The 16,588-nt window shown below is 67.9% G+C and carries 17 protein-coding genes; 2 read left to right on the top strand and 15 right to left on the bottom strand.

From position 1 onward, the window contains the following. Positions 1–11: 11 nt before the first annotated feature. The 5 genes from ACWGCN_RS14945 to ACWGCN_RS14925 form a co-directional block, all read right to left on the bottom strand. Positions 12–1,724 (bottom strand): ABC transporter substrate-binding protein, encoded by a 1,713-nt coding sequence (locus ACWGCN_RS14945; protein WP_452459196.1) that lies wholly within the window; start codon positions 1,722–1,724, stop codon positions 12–14. 25 nt (positions 1,725–1,749) lie between these two features. Continuing rightward, on the bottom strand, positions 1,750–2,925 hold the full coding sequence (secF, locus tag ACWGCN_RS14940) for a protein translocase subunit SecF (protein WP_452459195.1): 1,176 nt from the start codon (positions 2,923–2,925) through the stop codon (positions 1,750–1,752). After that, complete coding sequence (gene secD / locus ACWGCN_RS14935; RefSeq protein WP_379314378.1) at positions 2,922–4,619, bottom strand: protein translocase subunit SecD; 1,698 nt, start codon at positions 4,617–4,619, stop codon at positions 2,922–2,924. Before secD ends, secF begins: the two co-directional genes overlap by 4 nt. Positions 4,620–4,717: 98 nt before the next feature. Further along, positions 4,718–5,059, bottom strand: a complete 342-nt coding sequence (yajC, locus tag ACWGCN_RS14930; RefSeq protein WP_378988976.1) for a preprotein translocase subunit YajC — start codon at positions 5,057–5,059, stop codon at positions 4,718–4,720. Positions 5,060–5,202: 143 nt separating this feature from the next. Beyond that, on the bottom strand, positions 5,203–6,693 hold the full coding sequence (locus ACWGCN_RS14925) for a flavin-containing monooxygenase (protein ID WP_452459194.1): 1,491 nt from the start codon (positions 6,691–6,693) through the stop codon (positions 5,203–5,205). An 82-nt stretch (positions 6,694–6,775) separates the two neighbouring features. On the opposite strand from ACWGCN_RS14925, the gene ACWGCN_RS14920 reads away from it, so the two are divergent. Further along, positions 6,776–7,405 (top strand): TetR/AcrR family transcriptional regulator, encoded by a 630-nt coding sequence (locus ACWGCN_RS14920; protein WP_378988974.1) that lies wholly within the window; start codon positions 6,776–6,778, stop codon positions 7,403–7,405. Positions 7,406–7,441: 36 nt separating this feature from the next. Further along, entirely contained in the window at positions 7,442–8,020 is a 579-nt protein-coding gene (locus ACWGCN_RS14915; RefSeq protein WP_378626903.1) for a DivIVA domain-containing protein, read from the top strand. Between the two features lie 186 nt (positions 8,021–8,206). Here the strand turns inward: ACWGCN_RS14915 and ACWGCN_RS14910 are convergent, their stop codons facing one another. The 10 genes from ACWGCN_RS14910 to ACWGCN_RS14865 form a co-directional block, all read right to left on the bottom strand. Then, positions 8,207–8,719: a GtrA family protein gene (locus ACWGCN_RS14910; protein ID WP_378626902.1), complete on the bottom strand. Its 513-nt coding sequence runs from the start codon at positions 8,717–8,719 to the stop codon at positions 8,207–8,209. Positions 8,720–8,773: 54 nt separating this feature from the next. Next, positions 8,774–9,868 (bottom strand): Holliday junction branch migration DNA helicase RuvB, encoded by a 1,095-nt coding sequence (ruvB, locus tag ACWGCN_RS14905; protein WP_452459560.1) that lies wholly within the window; start codon positions 9,866–9,868, stop codon positions 8,774–8,776. Between the two features lie 3 nt (positions 9,869–9,871). Continuing rightward, entirely contained in the window at positions 9,872–10,471 is a 600-nt protein-coding gene (ruvA, locus tag ACWGCN_RS14900; protein ID WP_378988972.1) for a Holliday junction branch migration protein RuvA, read from the bottom strand. Further along, positions 10,468–11,037: a crossover junction endodeoxyribonuclease RuvC gene (ruvC, locus tag ACWGCN_RS14895; RefSeq protein WP_358111945.1), complete on the bottom strand. Its 570-nt coding sequence runs from the start codon at positions 11,035–11,037 to the stop codon at positions 10,468–10,470. The genes ruvA and ruvC overlap by 4 nt, the downstream gene beginning before the upstream one ends. Before the next feature lie 80 nt (positions 11,038–11,117). Next, positions 11,118–11,564 carry an acyl-CoA thioesterase gene (locus tag ACWGCN_RS14890; protein WP_378988971.1) on the bottom strand — a complete coding sequence of 149 codons (447 nt, stop codon included), beginning with the start codon at positions 11,562–11,564 and terminating at the stop codon, positions 11,118–11,120. Between the two features lie 60 nt (positions 11,565–11,624). Beyond that, complete coding sequence (locus tag ACWGCN_RS14885; protein ID WP_378988970.1) at positions 11,625–12,758, bottom strand: ABC transporter substrate-binding protein; 1,134 nt, start codon at positions 12,756–12,758, stop codon at positions 11,625–11,627. Positions 12,759–12,809: 51 nt separating this feature from the next. After that, on the bottom strand, positions 12,810–13,664 hold the full coding sequence (locus ACWGCN_RS14880) for an ABC transporter permease (protein ID WP_452459559.1): 855 nt from the start codon (positions 13,662–13,664) through the stop codon (positions 12,810–12,812). Continuing rightward, positions 13,661–14,473, bottom strand: a complete 813-nt coding sequence (locus ACWGCN_RS14875; protein WP_452459558.1) for an ABC transporter ATP-binding protein — start codon at positions 14,471–14,473, stop codon at positions 13,661–13,663. Before ACWGCN_RS14875 ends, ACWGCN_RS14880 begins: the two co-directional genes overlap by 4 nt. 68 nt (positions 14,474–14,541) lie before the next feature. After that, positions 14,542–15,741, bottom strand: coding sequence for an amidohydrolase (locus ACWGCN_RS14870; protein ID WP_452459557.1), 1,200 nt, complete (start codon positions 15,739–15,741; stop codon positions 14,542–14,544). 68 nt (positions 15,742–15,809) lie between these two features. Beyond that, complete coding sequence (locus ACWGCN_RS14865; protein ID WP_452459556.1) at positions 15,810–16,556, bottom strand: sulfite exporter TauE/SafE family protein; 747 nt, start codon at positions 16,554–16,556, stop codon at positions 15,810–15,812. Positions 16,557–16,588: the final 32 nt, after the last annotated feature.

The following is a 16,588-nucleotide window of genomic DNA, read 5'->3' as shown; positions in this document are numbered from 1 at the left end:
ATCACGTGCGCTCATCGCTGCAACACCCAGCGATCCATGTTCCAGCCGGTACCGGCCTGTGTCGGCCCGGCGATCCCGTTCTGCATCCCGTTACCGAACGCGATGATGCGCGGCGTCGCGAACAACGGAATGCTCGGTAGCTGCGCCCACAGCAGGTTCTCGGCCTCGGTCAGCAGGTTCAGCGTCGCGGTCGAGTTGGCTTCGCCCGCAAGCTGATCGGTGATCGCATCGTAGCGACCGTTAGCGAAGCCACCGAAATCGAGGCCGCTACCTGCCCGCAACGCGGCGAACGCGGCAGCGCCCTCGCTCGATCCCGCGGGCCCCGGCACCGCGCCGGTTCCGCCGAGGACCGCGTCGACCGCGCCCTCGGGGAGCTTCACCGGGGTGAAGTCGGGCGAACCCGCGTCGACCACGGTGATGCCCGCGCCGCGGCAGGTCTCGGCGATCATCGCCACGGTCTGCGCACGGCGGGCATCGGGACCCTGATAGCCGATCCGCACCGTCGGCTGCGCCGTGCCGGAGGACGCCAACGTCGCGGTGGCCGCGGGGATGTCGGCGCCGCGATACCGGTCGGCACCTCCGGTCACTGCGGGGTAGTACAGCGAATCCTGCTGTACCACATGGGCGTTCAGCACTCCCGCGCCGAGGCCGTGCGGCGCGGGCTCACCCGCTTTACCCAGCGTGTCGAACAGTGCCTGGCGCGGCACACACTGTGCGAACGCCCGGCGCACCTCCACCCGTGAGAACACCCCACCGGTGGCGAGCACGAGTTGCTCGGCGCTACGGCTCGCCACCGTCCGCTCGTCGAAACCGTCGAGCTTCAGATCCGCGACCGACCCGGCCCCGAGATCGACGACCCCGAACGCGTTCTCCTTCGCCTTGGCGGCGAAGTCGGTGCCCTTGGGCCACACCACGATCCGCTTCGTCTCGGGCGCGTCACCCCACCACTTCTCATTGGCGACCAGCACCAGACCGTCCTTCGCGCTGAAGGATTCGATCCGATACGGCCCCGACGACGGGAACTTCGTCAGGTCGAGCGCCCCGGCCTTCACGGTCCAGCCGGTATTCCAGAAGTCGGCGATCCGGCCGATCACCGCACCGTCGCCGGTCTGCAGGGCGTTCACCACGTTCGGCACACCCACCGCCTGCGCCACCACATGGGCAGGCATCACCTCGGCCGCGGTGAACAGCGTCCGCCACGGCAGGTAGTGCTTGCCCGGCCGGAACACCACGGTGGCGTCCTTGGACCCGGGCTGACAGTCGATCCGTTCGATCTCGTCGTAGCCCACGGTGCTCGCGGCGTCGAACAACGAGACGGGCCCACGGTCGCCGGGGCGGGTGAACTTGCCCGAGCGCGCCGACCACGCCAGCACCAGATCGTCGCAGGAGGTCTTCACCCCGTCGGAGTAAACCCCGTCCGGGTTGAGCCGGTACTGCACCGTCTGCGTCTCGCCCGGCACTTCCTTGGCCGTGCCGACGTCGGTGTCGGCCACCTGCTGACCGTCGGGTCCGGTGTAGAAGAACCCGGTCAGCACCCGGCCGAACACCGCCGCGGCGCCGCTGCTCGCGCCGAGCGTGCTCGCGCCGTTGTAGCTGGCGACCGCGGCGTCGACCGCGTACCCGATGGAGGGCACCTGGTTCTTGGTCGAGCACCCGGCCACCACGGAGGTGGTCACAGCCGCCGTGGCGAGCACGGTGATCAGTCGAATCGTGCTGCGTCGCATGATGAGACCCCCTGCTAGTCGGTCGTCAGTGCCTTCTCTGCTGCCGCTTCCCACTCGGACGCGACCCCGGCCGCGGCGCACCGCTGCCGGTCGGTCGCGCGCCACGGGCAGCCGTCGCGCCCACCGGAACCCGAGCGCCCGCACCGACACCGGCGCGCTTGTCCAGGACCTTCTTGGTGTGCGCGGCCACCGGACCCCAGCGTTCCTTGATCGAGACCAGCACCGGCACGGCGAGGAAGATCGAGGAGTAGGCGCCGACGATCATGCCGACCAGCTGCACCAGCGCGAGGTCCTTGAGCGTGCCGACCCCGAGCAACCACACCGCGATCACCAACATGCCGATGATCGGCAGGATGCCGATCACGGTGGTGCTGATCGAGCGCATCAGCGTCTGGTTGGCGGCCAGGTTGGCCTGTTCGGCGTAGGTACGTTTGTTCAGGTGCAGCACGCCACGGGTGTTCTCCTCGACCTTGTCGAAGACCACCACGTTGTCGTAGAGCACGTAGCCCAGAATCGTGAGCAGACCGATCACCGCGGCCGGTGTCACCTCGAACCCGACCAGCGAGTAGATACCCGCCGTCACGAACAGGTTGAAGAACAGCGACACGATCGCCGCGACGGACATGTCCCGCTCGAAACGGATGGCGATGTAGACCATCGTCAACAGCACGAACACCGCCAGCGCGATCAGCGCCTTCTGGGTGATCTGCCCGCCCCAGGTTTCGCTGATCTCGGCGATGCTGATGGCGTTGCGGCTCACCTGCCCGGACGAGTCCTTGGGCTGGAATTCGTCGTAGAGCGCGGTCTGGAGCTGGTCGATCTGTTCCAGGTCTAGCGTTTCCGAACGCACCTGGATGGTGGCCGCGTCCCCGGAGCCGACCTTCTGCACCGATACCGGTCCGTGGCCGAGCGCCTGCGAGTAGACGTCTTCCACCTCCTGGGTGGTGACGCCCTCGGCCGCGGGGATCTGGATACGCGAGCCGCCCTCGAAGTCGATACCGAGCGTGAAACCGCGCACCCCGATGCTGAGCAGCGAGATCAACAGCAGCACCGCCGACAGCGCGTAGAAGAACTTGCGCCTGCTGACGATGGGGAAGCCGCCGGTGCCGGTGTAGAGACGTTCGAAGAACCCGTGCTTGGGGCCCTGCGTGGGCTCGGAGTCCAGGTTCACCGATTCCTCGGTGGGTTTGTCGTTGCTCATCGTGACATCTCCTTCGACCTGGCCTGGCCGCGTTCCCTGGCGATCTGCTGAACCGAGCCGAGTCCGTTCACCGACGGCTTGGCCCAGAACGGCGATCGCGAGGCGAGCATCAGCAGCGGTGCGGTGACCAGGTACAGCACGATCACGTCGAGCACTGTGGTGACACCGAGGGTGAAGGCGAAGCCCTTCACCTGACCGGCGGCGAGCAGGTACAGCACGACCGAGGCGATCAAGCTGACCGTCTTACCGGACAGGTTGGTGCGCTGGGCTCGCTGCCAACCGCGCGGCACCGCCGAGCGGAAGCTGCGGCCTTCGCGCATCTCGTCCTTGATGCGTTCGAAGAACACCACGAACGAGTCGGCCGTCAAACCGATACCGATGATCAGACCGGCGATACCCGCGAGGTCGAGGGTGAACCCGATCCACCGCCCGAGCAGCACGATGATGCCGTAGACCGCGACACCGGCCGCGATCAGCGAGAACCCGGCCAGCAGGCCGAGCATCCGGTACACGAGCAGGCAGTACAGCAGCACCGCGATCAGGCCGACGGCGCCGGCCAGCAGACCCGCCTTCAGCGAGGACAGGCCCAGCGTCGCCGAGACCGTCTCCGCTTCGGAGGTCTGGAACGACAGCGGCAGCGAACCGTACTTCAGCGTGTTGGCCAGCTCGGCCGCGCTGTCGGCGGTGAAGCTGCCCGAGATCGAGGTACGACCACCCAGCTGCGGGCCCTGCTGCACCTGCGGCGCGCTCACGACCTTCGAGTCGAGCACGAACGCGACCCGCTTGTTGACGTACTCACCGGTCAGCTTCGACCAGGCGTCGGCACCGGAGGACTTGAACTCGAGGTTCACCTCGTGCCGGGCCTGCTGGGAGTTCAGGCCGGAGGTCGCGTCGGCGATCTCCTGGCCGTCGATGCGGCTCGGGCCGAGCAGGAAGACCTCGGTGCCGTCCTGCGAGCAGGTGACCAGGGGAAGGGCCGGGTCGTCGTTACCGGTCAGCGGGTCGGGCTTGGTGCAGTCCATGGCCGCCACGGCGACCTGCTGAACCTGCTGATCGGTGCTCTGACGCAGTGCCTTGGCGTCGGCGATCTCCTTGGCCTGCTGCTGCTGGGTGGTGAGCCCACCGGGCGGCGGCGTCGGCGTCGGCGGTGCCTGCGCAGGGAACACCCGCGACTGCGGCGCCGGGGTCGTCGCGCCCTCGGCGGGCGGGGTCGACTCGCCGGGCACGGGCGCCGGCGTCTCCGTGGCCGCGGGGGGCGCGGTGCCACCCGGTGGCGCGGTACCGGTCGCGGGCGGAGCCGCGCCGCCTGCCTGCGGCTCGGTCGCGAACAGCACCGGGCGGATGTAGAGCTTGGCGGTGGTGGCCAGCGCGCGTGCCTGCTGGCTGTCCTCACCGGGCACCGTGATGACCAGGTTGTCACCGTCGATGACCACCTCGGAGCCGGAGACGCCGAGACCGTTGACGCGGCTCTCGATGATCTCCTGCGCCTTCTTCAGGCTGTCCTGGCTCGGCTTGTTGCCGTCGGGGGTCCGCGCGGTCAACGTGACGCGGGTACCGCCCTGCAGGTCGATGCCGAGCTTGGCCGACGGGGAATGGTCACCGGTGAAGAACACCAGCGCGTAGATCACGGCCAGCAGCGCGGCGTAGACGCCGAGCAGCCGGAACGGATGCGCCGATCCTTGGGAAGGTGGCACAGCAGGTCATCTCCTAGGCGGGAAGTCGAGGCTGGATCGGTGGGCACAACGGTGCCCGGCCCGCAACGCCAGTGCGCCCGGGCGGGAAAAGGGACTGGTCAGTCCTTGGTCAGCCGGGTCTCGGTCTGTTCCACGACTTCCTCGACGGGGGCGTCGGTGACCTCGGGGGTCTCCTCGACCGTCTGCTCGTCGGCGCGCACCTCGCGGATCGCCTGGCGCAGCCACGTGGTGACCACGTCTTCGGCGATCTCCAGGTCGACGGTGTTCTCGTCGAGGTCGACGACGGTGCCGTACAGACCCGAGGTGGTGACGACAGCGTCACCGACCTTCAAGGCCTCCTGCATCGTCGAGACCTTCTCGGCCTCCCGCTTCTGTTTGCGGATACCGAAGAACATCGGCACGAGCAGGGCCAGGATCAGCAGCGGAAACAGGAAGTCCATCGTCGAAGTCAGTCCCTAGTCAGTGGTGGACGTGCAAGTACGCCTGACAGTCTGCCAGTTCCCCGCCGCGGCGACACACCGGACACCGACGCGCGCGTGAAACAGCCCCGGTCCGCGGGTGCGCGAACCGGGGCCGAGGGTGTTCAGGCGATGCCGCCGTAGGTGTAATCGTCGAGGGGGAAGGTGACGGCCTCGCGGTGCGCGGCGGCGGTGCTGGTCGGGCGCAGCAGTGCCGCTTCCCCGTGCTGGTTGAAGTAGTAGCTGCGCGCGGATGAGCAGTCACCGCCGTAGAAGACCGAGGAACCCAGCTTGTCGGTCATCCGGTCGAGGAATTCCGCGTTGGCTTCTTCGGTGACCTCGAAGGTCTGCTCGCCACGACGGAACAGCTCGGCGAACAACCTGCCCATGTGCTTCATCTGGGCTTCGATGGTGGTGAAGTACGACAGCCCGCTGTAGGAGTAGGGACTGTTGAGACTCAGGAAGTTGGGGAACTTGGGCACGGTGATGCCCTCATAGGCCTGAAAACGGTTGTCGCGCCAGAACTTTCCGAGGTTCACACCGTCGCGGCCGATGATCTCGATGGCCGGGAAGTTCACGTCCCAGAGGTTGAAGCCGGTGGCCAGCAGCAAGGTGTCGATCTCGGTTTTGTGGCCGTCGGCGGTGACGATGCCGTCGGGTTCCACATGGTCGATCGAGTTCGTCTCCAGCCGCACGTGCGGTTGGTTGAACGTCTTGAAGTAGGTGTTGGAGAACGTCGGGCGCTTGCAGCCGAAGTCGTAGTGCGGGGTGAGCTTCTCCCGGGTCCCGGGATCACGCACCTGTGCGAACAGGTGCGCCTTGGCCAGCGCGGCGGCCGCCCGGTTCAGCGGTTTGGCCTGCTTGTAGTGCAGCACGCCGACAACCATCAGCGCCTCGAGCATGCCGGTGTTGACGAGCCGAGCCGCCTTCTGCGTGAGCGGGACCTTGTCGAACAGTTCCCGCACCACCCCCGGAATCGGCGCGTCGACCTTGGGCACCACCCAGATCGGGGTCCGCTGGAACACGGTCAGCTCGTCGACCTTCTTCGCGACCTCGGGCACCAGCTGCACCGCGGTGGCGCCGGTGCCGATGATGGCGGCCTTGCGACCGGTCAGGTCGTAATCGGCGTCCCAGTCGGTGGTGTGGATGATCTTGCCCGCGAAGGACTCGATGCCGGGGAACGGCGGCGTGTAGGGCTGGGACAGGAACCCTGTCGCCGCGAGCAGATAGCGCGCGGTCAGCGTCTCACCGCCGGCGATCGTCACCACCCACTGCTGGTGCTCCGCGTCCCAGCGCGCACCGTCGACGACGGTGCCGAACCGCATCCGCCTGCGCAGATCGTATTTGTCGGCCACGTGCTCGGCGTATTTCTTCAGCTCGGCGCCGGGCGCGAACAAGCGGGTCCAGCGCGGATTCGGCTCGAAGGAATAGGAATAGGTCACCGAGGCGATGTCGACCGCCAGACCCGGATACCTGTTCACATGCCAGGTGCCGCCCAGGTCGTCCTCCCGTTCCAGGATGACGAAATCGCGCAACCCGAGCCGGTCGAGCTCGATACCGGCACCGATGCCACCGAAACCCGCTCCGACCACGACCGCGTCGAACTGAGGTACCACGCCGAACCTCCACACTGAGAGAGAATGCTCCAGTCTCAGAATGACACGTCATTCTGATTACATCGAATGTAACATCGTCAATGTGACGAAGCCACCCTCGCGAATCGACCAGCGCAAAGCCGAATTGCGCAGGGAGATCATCGATACCGCGTTCGACTGCTTCGCCGAGAAGGGCTATCACGCCACCGGAATCGCCGATATCGCCACGCGTCTGGGCATCGGACACGGCACCTTCTACCGCTACTTCGCGAACAAGCGCGACATCATCGACCATGTCATCGACGAGGTGAGCGGGCGCATCTTCGGCACGCTCGACAACGACATGGAGCCCGAAAGCGCCGCCACCATCGAGGAATACGCCGCACTGATCGACCGGCTCAGCGATTCACTCAACCGCGTCCTGCTCGACGATCCGCGCACCGCGCACCTGCTGCTGTTCCACGCCACCGGCATCGACGACGAGCTCACCGACCGGGTGTACGGCCTCGTCGACGCCACCGAGATCCTCATGGCGCGCTACCTCGATCACGGTGTGCGCGTCGGCTACCTGCGCGCCGATATCGATACCGCCAACACCGCCAAGGCGGCACTCGGCATGATCGTCGCCGGGCTGGTGGCGGGGATGCGAACCCCTGATCCGGCATCGATGTCGGTGTACAGTCACGCCGTGCGGCGGCTGTTCATCGATGGCGTGCGCGCCGCTGCCCGATAACGAAAAGCCGTGGGATAGAAGGGCAATCCTGAGACAATGACCGCTGTGACGCCCGACGATGTGAGCCGCACCCACTTCGCCATGCCGACCCTGGGGCACCGCGGCTACCACGCAGACGAGGTCGACGCCTTCCTGGAACGGGTGTCGGCCACCCTCGACGGGCAGGGCGCGCTCACCGCCGACGACATCCGTCACGTGCACTTCGGCGCACCGCGCTTCGGCGGTCGCGGATATCAGGCCGATCAGGTCGACGACTTCCTCGACCGGGTGCGGACCGAGCTCGAACATCGCCAGAAGGGCGGCGCCCCCGTTCCGGCGGCGCGCGCGGGCGACGATGTCGCCGAGATGCTCACCCCCGACGATGTGCACCGCATGCGGTTCACCCAGTCCGCCGTCGGCAGGCGCGGCTACCACGAGGAAGAGGTCGACGCCTTCCTCGACCTGGTCGCGGCGACCCTGGCCCACAACGGCCCCGGCAGCCTCACCACTGCCGATGTGCGGGGCGTCCGCTTCACCGACACCCGCCTCGGTACCCGCGGCTACGCCCGCGAAGAAGTCGACGCCTTCATCGACCTGGTGATCACCGCACTGGAACACCCCGAGCGCCGTCAATAATTATGGCGGCTGGCGCCGCGGGGGTTCTCGGCCCGAAGGCCTCGATCTTCCCTCCCTCCGGGCACTCCTTCGTCGCACCCTCCACTCAGTCCAGATCGAGGCGGCCGAGAACCAACAGTAATTTTGGCGGCTGGCGCCGCGGGGTTCTCGGCCTGGCACGAGCGGTAGGGATTGCCGCCGGTTGCGTTATCCCTGGATGCTGTGGAGTTCGGCTTCTCGCAGGTCGTCGGGGAAGACGTAGCGGCGGAAGGCCCAGAAGCGGAACGCCATGGCCAGCAGGACGCCGAGGATCTGTCCCGAGATGAAGTTGGCGACCATCTGTACCGTCGGATCCACGTGCGGCACACGCAGATTCAGCGCGTAGAGCGACAGCGCCTGCGGGATCATGGTGACCACGATGCCCAAGGCGCTGACCGCGAAGAACAGGGCCGCTTCGTGACTGCGCTGGCGCCCGCCGCGTGCGTTGAACGACCACTCGCGGTTGAGGATATAGGAGGCGATGGTCGCGATCAGCGCCCCGAGCAGGCGCGCGGTGAGCGGCTTGTCGCCGAGCACCGTCAGTTTCACCGCGTACACAACGCCCGTGTCGATGAACCAGGTGATCGCACCGACCACGGCGAATTTCAGAAGTTCCCGATGCTTCAAGAGCAGGGAACGCAACGGCTCGGGGAGTCGTTGCACCACCTCTAGGACTGCCACCGAATCGACAGTAGACGACGTTGCGGCGCCGTGCCCGCCCGGAGGCGCGCTAGCTCAGTCGAAGCGGTCAGCGCTCGGTTGCGGTTCGCGACCACGCACTTCGATGGCGCCGATGACCAGGTCGGGCGGCGGCACCAGGCCGAGATGTTCCCAGGCCCCCGCGGTCGCCACCCGGCCGCGGGGTGTGCGGGCGACGAGCCCGGCGCGGACCAGGAAGGGTTCGCAGACCTCTTCCACGGTGGCCGCTTCCTCGCCGACGGCGACGGCCAGGGTCGATACACCCACCGGTCCCCCACCGAATCCACGCACGAGCGCACCGAGGACGGCGCGGTCGAGCCGGTCGAGGCCGAGCGCGTCGACGTCGTAGACCTCGAGCGCCGCCATCGCGATGGGGTGGGTGATGATGCCGTCCGCCCTGACCTCGGCGTAGTCGCGCACCCGGCGCAGCAGCCGGTTGGCGATACGCGGCGTGCCCCGCGAGCGCCCGGCGACTTCGGCGGCGGCGTCGTGGTCGATCTGCACTCCGAGAATCCGGGCCGAGCGGGTGAGGATCTGCAACAGCTCGACGGGGTCGTAGAAGTCCATGTGCCCGGTGAAACCGAAGCGATCACGCAGCGGACCCGTGAGCGCGCCCGAGCGGGTGGTGGCGCCGACCAGGGTGAACGGGGCGATGTCGAGCGGGATCGAGGTCGCGCCGGGACCTTTGCCGACGACCACGTCGACGCGGAAGTCCTCCATCGCCAGGTACAGCATCTCCTCGGCCGGGCGGGCCATGCGGTGGATCTCGTCGATGAACAGGACATCACCCTCGACCAGGTTGGAGAGCATGGCGGCGAGATCGCCCGCGCGTTCCAGCGCGGGTCCCGAGGTGATGCGCAGGGCGGTGCCGAGTTCGCCGGCGATGATCATCGCCATGCTGGTCTTGCCGAGGCCGGGTGGTCCCGACAGCAGGACATGGTCGGGAGTGGCGCCGCGCTGACGCGCGCCACGCAGGACCAGTGCCAGCTGTTCGCGCACGCGGGGCTGGCCGATGAACTCGTCGAGCGAGGTGGGACGCAGGCCGGTCTCGGCTTCGCCGTCGGTGCTGAGATACCGGGCGGTGAGATCGGATTCGTCGGCCTCGGCGAAGGTGTCGAAGTCTTCGTCCACGGTCTACCTGTTCTTACCGAGCAGGCCGAGCGCCGCGCGCAACGCCACCGAGGTGGTGGCGGTGGGCTGGTCGGCGAGGACGGTGTCGACGGCCTGTTCGGCCTGCTTCGCCGGGAACCCGAGGCCGACGAGCGCTTCGGAAACCTGCTCGCGCACAGGGGTACTCGGGGTTTGCGCACCGGGCGGACCGGTGGGGACGGCCACCTGGTTCACCTTGTCGCGCAGTTCGACGACCATCCGCTCGGCGCCGCGTTTGCCGATGCCGGGGACCCTGGTCAGCGCGGCGACGTTGCTCTCGGCCAACGCCTTTCGCAGCGCTTCGGGTTCGAGCACGGCGAGCACCGCCATCGCCAGGCGGGGGCCGACGCCGGAGACGGTCTGCAACAACGCGAACAGTTCGCGCGCTTCGGTGTCGGCGAACCCGAACAGGGTCATCGAGTCCTCGCGCACGATCATCGCCGTGTACAGGCGGGTCTGCTCGCCGCGGGTCAGCCCGGCGAGTGTGGCCGGGGTGGCGTTGAGGCGGTACCCGACGCCCGCTGCTTCGATCACCACGTGATCGAGCGCGATCTCGAGCACCTCCCCGCGTACCGACGCGATCACCCGCGCACCACCTTCCGTTGTTCGGCGAGCCGTTGTTCGTAGCGGCGGCGGACCTCGTCCGCCTGTGCCTGCGCGGCCGCCATCCGGTCCATCAGCGGCGCCCGCCAACAATGACAGATCGCCAGTGCGAGCGCGTCGGCGGCATCGGCCGGTTTCGGCGCGACCCGCAAACCGAGAATCCGCGTCACCATCGCGGTGACCTGCGCTTTGTCCGCCGTACCGTTGCCGGTGACGGCCGCTTTCACCTCGCTGGGCGTATGGAACGCCACCCGGATCCCGCGCCGCGCCGCGGCCAGCGCGATCACCCCACCGGCCTGCGCTGTGCCCATCGCGGTCCGCACATTGTGCTGGGCGAACACCCGCTCGATCGCGACAGCTTCGGGCCGATGCGTATCCATCCACTCTTCGGCGGCATCCGCGACGGCCATCAACCGCAACGCCAGCTCGGCGTCGGGCGGGGTCCGCACCACCCCCACATCGAGGGCGACCACCTTCCGGCCCGGTCCGCTGTCGACCATGCTGAGCCCGCACCGGGTAAGCCCCGGATCGACGCCCATCACCCGCACCGGCCACCCCTTCGAAGACACGAACAGTTGTTCGAAAGTCTAGAGCATCCCCGCGTTCGGGCCGACCAACGACACGATCCTCACGCCGGTCGCGGCGGCAGCCCCAGTAACGCCGGATCGCGGGCGTGCTCGGCCCAGACCCCCGCCGGATCCGCGACCAGCTTGCGCGCCCGCAGGTCGAGCAGTCCACTCACATACGACACCGTCGCGGCGATCTCACCGTCCGCCCTGGTGAGGGTGTGCTCCACCCGATAGGTCTTGCCCTGCCCCCACTCCCACCGGCAGTCGACCTCGACCGTGTCGTTCGCGCGCAACTCCCGCAGATAGCGAACGTTCAGCTCGAGATTGACCGGCCCCATCCCCGCCGCGAGGAGGCCGGGCACCGAGACTCCCGCCTCGGTCACGCACGCGAACCGCGCGTGATCGGCGAACTGCTGATACGCCGAGCCGGTGACGTGCAGTTGCGGGTCGAGATCGGACACCCGAATCGGGATCCGAACCCGAAACGGCACAGTGGTTTCCGCCATGCCCGCGAGTGTGCCACCGGGGTCCGACACCTTCGCGGGTCGTCGCCGAGGGACCGGCGACTACGGCGTGCTCTTCAGCCCGATCGACGGGTCGATGAACTCGTTGGTGACGATCGCGTCGGCGGCGAGGCCGTCGGGAACCTCGACTCCGCGCTTGCGCAGGATCGGGGTGACAGCGCTGATCACCCGGTCGACGCGGGCGGTGTCGAAATCACCGAGGCTGCCGTCGGGGCCGTTGCCGACGATCTTCTGGGCGAGCTGGACTTTCACCGAGTCGGTGTTACCGCCCGCGGTCATCGGCGGACCGTCGGGAATCGTCTGGGCGATGCGCAGCAGCGCCGCGTTGACCGGTTCCGGATCGCTGATGTAGTCGATCTGGGCCTGCTGCAGCATCGGCACCAGCTTGCTCAGGCAGGGGCCGAGTTTTTCCCTGTCACCGGCGCGTACCGACCAGGCGTGCGGATAGATCTCATAGCCGGACTCGTGGACCAGCAACGACTTCACCGGCTTGAGCCACCCCTTCACGTCGTGTTCCCAGCGGTAGGGCTCGTTGGAGACGTAGCCCTGCTGCATCACTCGGCCGTGTTCGGCGACGAAGCGGCTCGGGGTGCCGTCGAAGGAGGCGTCGGCCTGGTCGGGTTTCACGTCGCCGTGGGCGATCAGGTAGTCCATGAACAGCTTGCCCTCGCTGTAGACGACGGGTGCGCCGGACGCGGGAACGTCCTTCCACGACGTGATCTGCGGGTAGGTCGCCGGATCGAACAGGACGATCTGCGGATTGACGTCGAGTGAGGCGAACACCCCGGTCACCGGGAATTTCGCCTGCGCCCGCACCGCGTCGTCGGTCGGGACGAAACCGAGGGTGATGCTCTGGTCCTGATACATCTGCGCGGGCACCGGCTGACCACCGAGGAACGGACCACCGAGGCGCACTTCGACATTCACCCCGGTGTCACCGAGCGGACCGGAGTACGCGCCCTTCTTCACATCGACCGTGCCGTTCGGCCCGACCAGCTGATACGCCGCCGCCCGCTCCGGCGTGGCGAACCAGTCCGTCTGAACGACCACGGTCGACGGGCAGACACCGGCGAGGACACCCTGCCCGGTGGGGCCGGGCACCGAGGTCGCACTGTTGCAGGCGGTCAGCACTGTGGCGCCGGCCAGCACGGCCGTGGCGAGGAGAGGTTTGCGCACCGGGAATCCTTCGGGGTCGAGCGAATGTGAGGGTGGGACAGGAGAAGTGGGCTACTTGCCGCGACGCAGTCCGTGCGCCCGGTCGACGCGCCCGGCCAGGAAGTCGAAGAACCAGAACAGGATCAGGCCGACCAGCGAGGACATCAGCAGTGCGGTGAGCAGTTCCTCGGTGGCGAGTTGCTGACGGTAGACATCGATCATCCGGCCGATGCCGGGCTCGCCCTGACGGAAGAAGAAGTCGGCCACGATGGAGCCGATGATGGCCATGCCGCCGGAGATCTTGAATCCGGAGATCATCGCCGGAAGCGCTGTGGGCAGTTGTAGTTTCAGCAACCGCTGCCACCGCGAGGCGCCGTGCAGGGTGAACAGGTCGTGCTCGGCGGGAGCCACCGATTTGAGCCCGAACAGCGTATTGGTGATCACCGGGAACAGCGCCACCATCACGCACACGATCACCCGGCTGGAGAACTCGTAGCCGAACCAGAACCCGAACAGCGGCACCACCGCGAGGATCGGGATCGTCTGCAGCACCACCGCGTACGGATACAGCGAGTATTCGGCCCAGCGTGCCTGGCTCATGACCACCGCGAAGCCGACGCCGAGCGCGATCGCGATCACCAGTCCCACGAGCGCGACCTGCACCGTCGACCACAGCGCGGTCAGGATCGTCGATCGCGCCAGCGGATCGAGCAGCCCCTTGCCGATCACCTGTTCCGGCGCGGGCAGCAGGAACCGCGACTCCTCGGCCAGCAGTTGGTGGCTGACCAGCGACCAGAGCCCGAGGACTGCGACGAACACCAGGATCGGCGCGACGACACGCACCGGGGCGACCCGGAAAGGCCAGCGGTACTTCGGTTTCGCCGCCGATTCCGCGACGACTCCCCCGGGGATGGCGACGGTGGTCATGCGGCAGCCTCCTGTCCACGCAGCGCGGCCGATACCTCGGCGCACAGATGGGCGAATTCGGGGGTGTAGCGCAGCTCCGGGGTGCGCGGGAAGTCGAACGGGACCGGGATGTCGGCAGTCACCCGGCCCGGCCGGCCCGTGAGCACGACGACCCGAGTGGACAGGAACACCGCCTCTCCCACCGAGTGGGTGACGAACACTCCCGCGAAACCGTCGCGGCGGAACAGGGTGCCGACTTCCTCGTTCAGGCGCTGCCGGGTGATCTCGTCCAGCGCGCCGAACGGCTCGTCGAACAGGAACAGCTCCGGCTGCGACGTGAGGGCGCGCGCGATGGAGGCGCGCATCCGCATGCCGCCGGACAGCTGGGCGGGTTTGTGCATCTCGAACCCGGCCAGTCCGACGCGTTCGATGGCGTCCGCGGCGGCGGCCCGGCGGGTGGTCTTGTCGACGCCTTCCAGCTCGCCGGGCAGTTCCACGTTCTGCCGCACCGATCGCCATGGCAGCAGGGTGGATTCCTGGAAGACGTAGCCGAGGCGGCGGGTGCCGACACCGACCGTGCCCGTGGTGGGCTTCTCGAATCCGGCGGCCAGGCGGAGCAGGGTCGATTTGCCGCAGCCGGAGGGCCCGACCAGCGAGACGAATTCGCCACTGCGAACAGCGATGTCGATGTCGGCGACGGCGGTGGTGCCGTTGTCGAAGGTCAACGTCACATTGTCGAAGGACAGGGCGGGGGCGGGCTCGTCGCGTTCAGCAGTCGTATACGAGTCCCGGCCCGATACTGCGGGGGCGGTGGAAACCGTGGCGCTCATGCACTATTTCTAGTGGCATACCATTGCCGCCAGCGGTCAGCGCGATTACGTCCCTGTTTCGTATACGATCAGTTCGCAGTGCGGGTATCCGCCCGGGACACGATCTGGCCGCGCTTCACCACCAGCTGCCGGGTGGGCAGCTGGACCACCGCGGCGGCGGGCGTTTCGGCCTCCACCACGAACAGATCGGCGGGTGCGCCGACCGCGAGCCCGTAGTCGTCGAGGCCGAGAACCCTCGCGCCGCCATAGGTTCCCGCGGCCAGCGCGAGTTCGATCTCGGCATCGGCGACAAGGCGGTCACGGTAGGCGACGGTGTTCACGCGGCGCAGCATGTCGCCGTCGCCGTACGGCGTCCACAGGTCGCGAATGCCGTCGTTGCCCAGAGCCAAAGTGGCGCCCGCCTCGTGCATCACGCGGACGGGAACGACCGCCGCCTCACCGACCGCGCAGGTCACCATGGCGACACCCGCCTCGGCGAGCGCGTCGGCGATGCGGCGCTGTTCGTCGTCGGATCGCCCGCCCATCGCGTAGGCGTGGCTGATGGTGACCCGGCCGGAAAGGCCGGTCGCCCTGGTGCGTTCGATGATCAGCTCGAACTCCCACACACCCATGGCACCGCCGTCGTGCAGGTGGATATCGACCTTGGCGCCGAATTTGTCGGCGAGATCGAAGATCACATCGAGTTGCCCGACCGGGTCGTTGTCGTAGCCCGCCGGATCGAGGCCGCCGACGACCTCGACACCATCGGCCAGCGCCGCGGCCATCAACGCGGCGGTGCCGGGACGCGTGATCAGCCCACCCTGCGGGAAGGCGACCAGTTCCACCTCGACCCGCCCCGCGTGCCGTTCGGCGGCGGCCCGCACCTGCTCGACGCCCCGCAACCCGATACCGGGATCGATGTCGACGTGGCTGCGCACGAAGGAGGTGCCGTATCCGACCATGGCACCCAACAGATTCGCGGCGTATTCGGCATTCGGAATGCCGAGTTCGGCGCGGCGGCGTTCCCCGTTGGCGATGCGCCCGGCCAGCGTCCGACCTCCCGAGTTGGCCACCCATGGCGCGCTGTACAGGGTTTTGTCCAGATGACAGTGGGTGTCCACGAGGCCGGGCAGTACCAGCGCGCCGTTCAGCTCGATGATCTCGGCGCCGGGAGCGGTGAGGCCGGTGCCGATCGCGGCGATCCGGCCGTCGGCGAGGTGGAGGTCAGCGAGTTCCGGTGTGGTACCGGGTGTCCACGGTCGGCCACCGCGCAGGAGCAGGTCGGTCATCAGAAGTCCTTTCGGTCGCGGGGTAGGGAGTCGTGCGATGAGCGGTCGTCGTAGGTCCCGGCGCACTGTCAGCCGGTGACCAACATGGCGGACCCGGCGCCGACCCCGAAGACGATCACCACGGTCCGGAACACGGCCGGGCGCAGACGATCGGCGAACTTCGCGCCGAGGACACCGCCGAACAGACAGGCCGGCGCGAGGATCGCGACGACGAGCCAGTCCACCGGCCCGAACAGTGCCACCGCCACCATCGCGGTGGTCGAAACACTCAGCGTGAGGATGCTTTTCAGGCCGTTGAGCAGTTGCGCGGAGGCATCGAGGCCGAGCGCGAGAGCGGTCAGCAGCACGATGCCCATGCCGCCGTTGAAGTAGGCGCCGTAGACGCTGCCGACGAAGACCCCGAGATAGAGGGTGATGCGCGAATCGGGCCGGCGGGCACCGAGAGTGCGCGAGAGCCAGGGTTGCGCGGCGAACACCGCGGTCGCCCCGAGGACCAGGAACGGCACCAGCGCGGCGAACACCTCGGGGGGTGCGGCGAGCAGTGCGAGCACACCGAGACCGGCACCGGCGACGCTGATCACGACGAGCCGCGGCAGCAGTGCGCGGTAGTCTTCGGCACGCTTGCGCAGGGCCGCCGCGCCGCCCAGGTAGCCCGGCCAGACCGCGACCGAGTTGGTGACCGTGGCGGTCACCGGGGGCAGGCCGAGTGCGAGTAGCGCGGGGAACGACAGCAGGCTGCCGCCGCCCGCGATGGCGTTGCAGAAGCCTGCGCCGAGTCCTGCGGCCAGCAGCAGCGCTAGATGCACGGGGTCCATGAAATCCTTCCGACAGAGCGTCGTGCGATCGT

This window comes from Nocardia sp. NPDC055050, assembly GCF_053608345.1.
The sequence above is the reverse complement of the archived record's forward strand: the minus strand, read 5'-3'. Positions and strand labels throughout refer to the sequence as shown.

Bases quoted from the DNA above. Each gene is read 5' to 3' on its own strand.
- ACWGCN_RS14870 (WP_452459557.1), bottom strand. From the start codon at position 15,741: ATGACCGACCTGCTCCTGCGCGGTGGCCGACCGTGGACACCCGGTACC.
- ACWGCN_RS14890 (WP_378988971.1), bottom strand. From the start codon at position 11,564: ATGGCGGAAACCACTGTGCCGTTTCGGGTTCGGATCCCGATTCGGGTG.
- ACWGCN_RS14915 (WP_378626903.1), top strand. From the start codon at position 7,442: ATGACCGCTGTGACGCCCGACGATGTGAGCCGCACCCACTTCGCCATG.
- ACWGCN_RS14880 (WP_452459559.1), bottom strand. From the start codon at position 13,664: ATGACCACCGTCGCCATCCCCGGGGGAGTCGTCGCGGAATCGGCGGCG.
- yajC (WP_378988976.1), bottom strand. From the start codon at position 5,059: ATGGACTTCCTGTTTCCGCTGCTGATCCTGGCCCTGCTCGTGCCGATG.
- ACWGCN_RS14875 (WP_452459558.1), bottom strand. From the start codon at position 14,473: ATGAGCGCCACGGTTTCCACCGCCCCCGCAGTATCGGGCCGGGACTCG.
- ACWGCN_RS14865 (WP_452459556.1), bottom strand. From the start codon at position 16,556: ATGGACCCCGTGCATCTAGCGCTGCTGCTGGCCGCAGGACTCGGCGCA.
- secF (WP_452459195.1), bottom strand. From the start codon at position 2,925: ATGAGCAACGACAAACCCACCGAGGAATCGGTGAACCTGGACTCCGAG.
- ACWGCN_RS14945 (WP_452459196.1), bottom strand. From the start codon at position 1,724: ATGCGACGCAGCACGATTCGACTGATCACCGTGCTCGCCACGGCGGCT.